This window comes from Actinomadura sp. B10D3, from assembly GCF_039871695.1.
GTDB lineage: Bacteria > Actinomycetota > Actinomycetes > Streptosporangiales > Streptosporangiaceae > Spirillospora > Spirillospora madurae.
Map to the genome: position 1 here is coordinate 1 of NZ_JBDPLY010000064.1, position 7,843 is coordinate 7,843.

A 7,843-nucleotide genomic window follows, 5' to 3' on the forward strand; every position below is an offset into this window, starting at 1 on the left:
GGTGAGCGTGAGAACTTCCATCGAACCGCGCGGGCCCCACCCGCTACTTGCGAACCCCCAAACCCGCCTACCGGACCAGCGATCCCGCAGGTCACACCCTCATTTCACGACCTTGCCGGATCCCTGGCGAGCGGGGTCAGCACCGGATTGGCCCGTGCCTGGCGCAGCAGCGCGGCGAGCGGCCGGATGATTGCGCGCCGGATCCGCGACCTGCATCTCGATATCAAGGGCGTGGACAGCGGTGGCCGCCGTTTCCATGCGCTCGAACCCGAGACGTTCTGGTGGGCGCATGCCACGTTCACCTGGCACATGTTCCGGACCGCAGAACTGTTTTCCCGGCGGGCGCGCTGACCTCGGCCGACTGCGAGCGTCTCTATGACGAGACCGTCGCCTGGTACGCGCGGTACGGCGTGACGATGCGGCCGGTACCCCCTGACTACCGGTCATTCCAGGACGCCTTCGCCGCCTTCTGCGCCGAACGTCTGGCGATGACGCCCGCGGCGGCGCGGTCCGTCGCGATCGCCCGTACCGAGGGCATAGGCGCGGTGCCGTTCGTGCCGAGAGCGGTTATCCGGATGCAACGGCCGATCCTGCGGCCGCTGGGGACCCTGGTGGCGATCGGCTGCCTTCCGGCTCCGGTCAGAGAGCGATTCGACATCGCGTGGACTGAGACCGAGCAGCGCCGGTTCGACCCTTTCGCGCGACCGGGGCGTCAGATCGAAGCGGGAGGTCCGGGATGCGCCGGATGTTACTGATCGTTGATCAGGGCAAGTCCGCCATTCGCGTGGCACGGGCGGCCGCCGATCTGGGCTGGACCTCGGTCGCGCTGGGTGAACTGCGAGAGGTGCCTCCTGACGAATCGCAATGCTGGCAGATGTGCGTTGAGAACAAGGTTCGACCGACCATTGATCCGGGCGGTCCAAGACAGCGGATTGAAGCAGTTCACCCATCGAGGTCGCGCGGGATAGTCACCTGGAGGTTCGATTAATATGACCCCGCCGTCCAGAGACTGAATCGCCGCAGAAGGGGGGACAGCTAGGGCAGTTCCTTCGCCGCGTCTCTCAGTGAGCTGAGGACGCGGCGGGTTTGTGGCGCGTCAGGGAGCACCGCGAGAAGTAGCGGGGTGGTCGATGATTCCTGGACCAGGAGCCGGCGGACCCATTCCATTCCCGCCTCCACTTCGGCGATGGCGTCGGTCGTGCCGCCGCTGCGCGCCCAGTTTCCGAGAGCTGATCGGTGGATCGCGTCGACCAGGGCCGCAAGGCCCATCGACTGGAACGGCGGTGTATCCGGTGGGAGGCGATCGCGCAGGAACGAACGCGTGAGTGTCACGTATCGTTCGTGCTCAATGACCTCTCGCTTCCGTAGTTCGGGAACGAGACGCGTCAATTTGTAGCGCCGTAGGACGAGCTCAGGCCTGCTGAGGAAGTCATGCAGTGACTCCTCCGTGGCCGCGATGACGACCTCTACCGGATCTGCGTCGGGATTGGACTCGACGAGACAGCGCTGGACCAGGCCGATGCGTTCGTTGTGGTCCGGGAACGCGAGTTCGTCCTTGCTCTCGAAGTGCCGGAAGACGGTGCGACGAGACACTCGCGAAGCCTCTGCGACAGCCTCGACCGTAACGTTTTCGTACCCCTCTTCGAGAAACAGCGCCATTGCCGTTTCCGAGATCCGGTACTTGGTCTCAAGTACTCGCCGCGAAGTCACCGACAGGCCCCCATAATGATGTGGTCTGACACTGAGTCTAGTCCGCGTATTCGAAAGTCGCCGACTGTGAAACCCCGCGTTACCGCTGGAGGCCCTGCCGGTGACTGGACCGGCTGAGGCGAAGTAGCCGGCCCACAGCACACCGAGCTCTCGTCAATCCTCCGGTGTCCTTGAACGGCCATCGCGGGCTGCCGCCTGCTGAAGCAGGACCCTTGCGGGGCACTTGTGACGCGTGACACACTGGCACTCAGTGTCGGGAATGTGTGATTTGACGGCACAGCGTGCCAGCCTCCAGGAGGGGTCCGCAATGAGCCGAGCGCCGCGAGCTCGTAGAACGTCGAACCCGATCCGTGCCGGGCTGGGGCTCGTCATCGCGTCAGTGAGTGCCGCGGTGGTCTTGGTGCCACCGCCGTCGATCGCCGTGGCGGGCACGACGCCGAGGTGCACGGAGCTGGCGGGGAGGGAGATCCCGGCGTCGGCGGTCAGCCTGCCGACCAGGGGCGGCCGTGTCGAGTCGGCGAGTCTCACGACTCAGGTCGTGAGCGGCGAGACCGTCGAGTACTGCAGGGTCGACGCCGCGCTCTTCCCCGTCGATCGCTCTGCGCCGAATATCAAGCTGCGGATCGCCATGCCCGCCGGCTGGAACCGCAAGGCGATGATGTTCGGCGGTGGCGGATACAACGGAACGATTCCCGACATCGCGCAGAACGTGCCCTTCGGACGTCCCGATCGGCTGGCGCCGCTGGCCCGCGGATATGCGACGTTCGGAAGTGACTCCGGGCATCAAGCAGGACCCACGGGTTCACTGGACGGATCCTTCGGCACGAACGACGAGGCGGTACGGAATTTCGCCGCCGGCGATGCGCTCAGGAAGACCCGCGACGCCGCCATGTTCCTCATCCGTCATGGCTACGGCGCGGGACCGAGCCGCTCCTACTTCGCGGGTGGCTCGACCGGCGGTCGCGAGGCCCTGATCGTCGCGCAACGGTGGCCCGACGCGTTCGACGGCATCATCTCCGCCTACCCCGCCTGGAACAACATGGCCGAGATCCTAGATCTCGGATACCTCGTGCAGGTGATGTCCCGGCCTGGCGCATTCCCGGGACCCGAAAAGCAGACGCTCCTCTACAACAGCGTCATAGAGAAGTGCGACGGGCGAGACGGCCTTGAAGACAAGGTCATCTCGAACGAGGCCGGCTGTGACTTCGATCCCCGAGCGCTTCGCTGTCCGGACGGTGCCGACACCGGGCCGACGTGCCTGTCGGATCGGCAGATAGCGTCGGTGATCGCGGCGTCCAAGCCGTTCCGCTGGCCGTACCGGATCGCCAGCGGTGAGAAGGAGTACCCCGGGTTCCCGCTCCTTTCGGGCGCCGACATGAGGACGCCGTTCCTCGGGTTCGGCACGTCCGCGCCCGCCAACCCGATGCCGACGACGAGCGGATACGGGATGCAGTACTGGGATCAGTGGGTGAAGTACTTCCTCACGAGGGACCCTGATCACAACTCCCTTGAAGTCGACCCCCGGCGGCCTGGAAAGTGGCTTCACCGGATCAGTTACCTGTCCACCATCCAGGACCGGAACAACTCGAACCTGCGCCCCTTCGCGCGCTCCGGCGGAAAGCTGCTCCTGCTCCACGGCTCCGCGGACGAGCTGGTCTCTCACCGCTCGACAAACGACTATTACCAGCGGGTGCTGGACAAACTGGGCTACGGGCAGACCCGAAACTTCATGCGGTATTACCTCGTGCCGGGCGCGAACCACGCCAACTTCGGCGCACCCGCCTTCGCCGCCAACTGGGACTCGCTCTCGGCCCTGGAGCGATGGGTCGAGAAGGGGCGGCCGCCCGTCAAGCCGGTGGTCATCGACGGCCGGAGCGGCAGAACGCGTCCGCTCTGCGAGTACCCGCGCTGGCCGAAGTACCGCTCGGGTGACGCCGACAGCGCCCAGAGCTTCGTCTGTTCGCGGTGACCACCCGAACCACGCGCCGGTGGGCGTTCGCGCCGATGCGGCTCAGCGGGATGGGGTGTGGACGAACCGGCAGTGGCCGGTTCGGCAGTCATGCAGGCTCTGGAGGGCGGCGTCCCGGATCTTGGCCGGCTCGGCCATCCTGGGCAGCACTCCGCGCCGCTCGAGGTAGCGCACCGTGTCAAGGCTGACCCCGGCCTGTTCGGCGACCTCGCCTTCGAGGTCACCAGTGACGGCGAGCAGGTCATCTGGGACTGTGCGGTCAGCGACAACGACACCGCACGCGCATTGTTGGAGGAGTACTACCAACTGCCCGAAACCACTGTCCGAACCCCGGAGGAGTTGGGCGTTCACCTGGCCGGCCAGAGGGCTGCGGCTCGTCGCCGATCAGTCTGGCGGCCCCATGCACCACGTGGTCCACGAGCGCACCTGATCGCACCGGCCTGGACGGGCTACGCGCTGGGACGGCGCCGGTGGGCGCGCTGGCGGCAGGTGGGACCGCAGTACCGGGCCGGGCGCCCGGTGGTATTGACGCGGAGCCGTGCGCCGCACTCCGCGCAGTGCCTCACGACGGTGGTTTCGTGACGAGTAGAGGAGGAGTCACGGAATTCACCTTCTTTCGTGACAGCGTGGGGTCGCAAGCCGCCCAGCAGAAGCCGCACCAGATCTGTCGCGCGTGCCCGGTCTGGGTGTGCTGAACGCAGTGCGGCACCACCGACGGTCAGCGCGGACAGATCCTCGGCCCGTATGTCGGCGCGTACCGCCCCGGCCTGCTTCGCGTCGCGGAGCAGGCGCTCCAGAGCCTCGCGGAACCGCTGCGCCGCGGCGGCCAGCACGGCGCGCGGCCAGCCCTGATCGCTGGTGAGCGCATCGCACACGTGCCGGCGGCCGGCCGACTTCTCGATCACTTCGACCAGGAATCCGGCCAGGGCCTCCCCGGGCGCGGCGCGGGCGGCCCACCGGTCGGCGGCGGCCACCAGCCCTTCGACGTGCCGGGCCAGGGCCGCCTCGATCAGGATCTCCTTGCTCGGGAAATGCCGGTAGACGGTTCCGGCGCCGACTCCGGCGCGTTGCGCGATCCGGCCGAGTGACACCTCCAGGCCCTCCTCGGCGAACACGCGCATCGCCGTGCTCAGCACGATCTCTCGGTTACGGCGGGCATCGGTGCGCAGGGCAGGTGCCGCATCCGGTGCAGCTGTCATGTCACGAAATCCTTGTCCACGAGGCTGAAACGGGTGGAACATTCCGGATCTCGTCAGTATCCACGCTCTCCGGAAAGGGCACCATGACCACCGCGAAACCGGCCGGCACCGAGACCCCGATCCTCGTCACCGGCGCCACCGGCAAACAGGGCGGAGCCACCGTCCGGCGGCTGCTCGCCTCAGGGCGGCCGGTCCGCGCCCTGGTGCGCGCCCTGGAGGCCCCCGCCGCGGCCGAGCTGGCCGCCGCGGGCGCCCGGCTCGTGCGCGGCGACTTCGACGATCCGGCGAGCCTGCCGCCCGCGATGGACGGCGTCGCCGCCGTGTTCGGCGTACCACCTGCCGCCTTCGGACCGTCCGGATCCGATACAGATCTCGAAGTGACCCGCGGCCGGGCGCTGATCGACGCCGCGGTCAAAGCCGGAGTCGAGCAGGTCGTGTTCAGCACCGTCGCTTCGGCGTCGACCGCATCGCGGGGTTCGGAGGGGAAAGCGCGGATCGAGGAGTATCTGCGCGACCACATCGCGCTTCCCACCGTCCTGCGGCCGGTCCGGTTCATGACCAACTACCTCGGCGCCGGCGGGATCGGCCTCGACGGCATCTCACAGGGCGTGAACCGGCACCTGTTCCCGCCGCACGAGCCCATGCAGATCATCGCCCTGGCGGACGTCGCCGAGTTCGCCGCGCTGGCGTTCGCCGACCCGGCCCGCTTCGCCGGACGGACCCTGGAGCTGGCCGGCGACGCACCGACCCCGGTCGAGGCCGCCGCCGCGATCAGCGCGGCGACCGGCATCACCGTCAGGTACCGGCAGCTCACCGACGACGAGGCCGCCGCACTCAGCCCGGAGATCGCCGAGACCAAAAGGCGCTGGCAGGCCGGTCACCGCTGGCACGCCGACATCGAGGCCCTCCGTGTCATCCACCCCGGACTGCGTACGCTGACCGACTGGCTCACCGAATCCGGCGCCGCCGCCATCCGCACCCACCTCACCGACACCTGACCCACACGCGGTCCGCTGCGGACGCCACCAGCCGGACGGCGCGGGGTGCCGGCGGCACACCGGATGCCGGCACCCCGCGGGCCCATGGTTCAGGTGGTGGGACGGTCGAGGGCCAGCCGCAGTTGCAGGGCCAGCACCTTGGAGTAGGTGCGGCACATCTGGAAGTTGCCCGCGGTGCACCACAGGCCAGGCTGCGCGGTGGGCCGCCACATGTTGCGGAGTTCGCCCTCGTCGTCGTACCCCCAGATCGGTCCCACGGCGTCGGCGACCGCGTCGCCCATGAGGCGCCGGACGTTCTCCTGCTGCGGGTGGAAGCCCGTGGCGAGGACGACCAGGTCGGCGTCGAGCACGGTGCCGTCCTTCATCCGGAGCCCCTCCTTGACGAAGCGGTCGGTGTCCGCGAACTGCACGAGGCCGACCTCGCCCGAGATGATCAGCTCGGAGCAGCCGACGTTGAGGTAGTAGCCCCCGCCGCGGCGCATGAACTTCATCTGCTGGCCGGTGCCGTCCTCGCCGTAGTCGGTGCGGAAGCCCGCCCGCTCCAGCCCGGCGACGAGGTCGGCGTCCATCTCCTTCATGGCCTCCGTCAGCGCCTTGCTCCCGGTCACCAGGTCCGGGTAGGGCACCGACAGCCCGATCAGGTCGCTGTCCTCCAGGGTGGGCGCCGTGAGGTAGGACGCGTCCCCGAGGGCCGCGCTGGGGTCGACGCTGACGACGGTGGTGGAGTTGCGCTGCACCATCGTCGCGGCCGCGCCGTTGGCGTGCAGGTCCTGGGCGATGTCGTGGGCGCTGTTGCCGGTCCCGATGATGACCACCCGTTCACCGGCGTGGTCGGCGCCGCCCGTGTAGTCGGCCGAGTGCAGCACCCGGCCGCCGAAGTCGCCGAGGCCGGGCAGGTCCGGCCGGTACGGGATGCCGCTCACCCCGGTGGCGAGGACGATGTGCCGGGGGCGCAGGGTGCGGTGCCCGCCGTCCGCCCTGCGGATCCGCGCCTCCCAGGTCCCGGTGGCCTCGTCGAAGGCGCCGTGCTCGAACGTCGACGACCCCCAGAAGTTGATCTCCATGGCCTCGACGTACGCCTCGAACCATCCGGCGAGCTTGTCCTTCGGGACGAACACCGGCCACGTCGGCGGGAACGGCATGTACGGCAGGTCGTTCAGCCAGACGGCGTTGTGCAGGGTGAGCGCGTGGTAGCGCTTGCGCCAGTTGTCCCCGGGGCGTTCATTGGCGTCGACCACGAGCGCGTCCACGTCGAGCCGGCCGAGCCTGGCGGCGAGGGCGAGGCCGCTCTGCCCGGCCCCGACGATCAGGACGTCGGGGTCGCGGTCGGCGTACTCGACGGCCGCGAGCCGCCGGTCGAGCCAGTTGGGGCCGCCGAACTTGGAGGAGTCGGCCTGGCCGGTGGGACGGTGCGCGCCCGCCCGCTCCGGACGGCCCGCGATCTCCTCCAGCGTGGTGAACAGGTTCCGGGCCACGCACCGGCCGTCCGGTCCGGGCACGAGCCTGACCACCCCGAGCCCGCGGCCGAGCGCGAGGTCGAACTCGAAGATCGCCTCGACGCAGGTGATCCCGTTCCGCTCCACCTCGCGCGGCGGCGTCCGTCCGGCGGCGAGACGGAGGTTCGCCGCCTTCGCCCGCGGCTGGCGGGCGGCGAGTTCGGCGGGGGCGCGCGAGTGCGAGAACGTTCGAAGGTCGCCGGTGAACGACACGACGTCCCGCCAGTGGCACTCGGGGGCGAAGAGCCCGGACAGGTCGGCCCCGCGTTCGAGCGCGTCGCCGAACCGGGTGAGCCAGTCCGTCGCGATGGTCGTGGTCATGTCTGCCTCCGGAGGCACGCTGGGTCAGGGGATGAGGGAGAGGTCGCGCAGCATCGCGAGGTTGTCGAGGAAGCTCACATGCGTGTCGACGCAGTCGCCGAAACCCGCCTGGCGGATCTTGATGGTGCTCTGCACCATGTCGTCGCCGGC

6 protein-coding genes and 1 pseudogene are annotated in these 7,843 nt (G+C 68.9%); 3 read left to right on the plus strand and 4 right to left on the minus strand.

Translation table 11 applies throughout. The annotated features are described in order from the left end of the window. Positions 1-186: 186 nt before the first annotated feature. Positions 187-755: pseudogene (locus tag ABGB11_RS42020) on the plus strand (oxygenase MpaB family protein). Between the two features lie 280 nt (positions 756-1,035). Here the strand turns inward: ABGB11_RS42020 and ABGB11_RS42025 are convergent. Next, positions 1,036-1,659, minus strand: a complete 624-nt coding sequence (locus tag ABGB11_RS42025; RefSeq protein WP_347641287.1) for a helix-turn-helix domain-containing protein — start codon at positions 1,657-1,659, stop codon at positions 1,036-1,038. Positions 1,660-2,248: 589 nt separating this feature from the next. Between ABGB11_RS42025 and ABGB11_RS42030 the strand changes: the two genes are divergently transcribed. Next, positions 2,249-3,679: a tannase/feruloyl esterase family alpha/beta hydrolase gene (locus ABGB11_RS42030; protein WP_347641289.1), complete on the plus strand. Its 1,431-nt coding sequence runs from the start codon at positions 2,249-2,251 to the stop codon at positions 3,677-3,679. 42 nt (positions 3,680-3,721) lie between these two features. On the opposite strand, the gene ABGB11_RS42035 is transcribed toward ABGB11_RS42030, so the two are convergent. Together ABGB11_RS42035 and ABGB11_RS42040 are read right to left on the minus strand one after the other, a co-directional pair. Next, the gene (locus ABGB11_RS42035; protein WP_347641290.1) at positions 3,722-3,853 is read right to left on the minus strand and encodes a hypothetical protein; all 132 of its coding nucleotides are present in this window, start codon (positions 3,851-3,853) and stop codon (positions 3,722-3,724) included. 275 nt (positions 3,854-4,128) lie between these two features. Next, positions 4,129-4,878, minus strand: coding sequence for a helix-turn-helix domain-containing protein (locus ABGB11_RS42040; protein ID WP_347641291.1), 750 nt, complete (start codon positions 4,876-4,878; stop codon positions 4,129-4,131). 83 nt (positions 4,879-4,961) lie between these two features. On the opposite strand from ABGB11_RS42040, the gene ABGB11_RS42045 reads away from it, so the two are divergent. Beyond that, the gene (locus tag ABGB11_RS42045; RefSeq protein WP_347641292.1) at positions 4,962-5,876 is read left to right on the plus strand and encodes an NmrA family NAD(P)-binding protein; all 915 of its coding nucleotides are present in this window, start codon (positions 4,962-4,964) and stop codon (positions 5,874-5,876) included. A gap of 89 nt (positions 5,877-5,965) precedes the next feature. On the opposite strand, the gene ABGB11_RS42050 is transcribed toward ABGB11_RS42045, so the two are convergent. Continuing rightward, positions 5,966-7,693: an NAD(P)/FAD-dependent oxidoreductase gene (locus tag ABGB11_RS42050; protein ID WP_347641293.1), complete on the minus strand. Its 1,728-nt coding sequence runs from the start codon at positions 7,691-7,693 to the stop codon at positions 5,966-5,968. Positions 7,694-7,843: the final 150 nt, after the last annotated feature.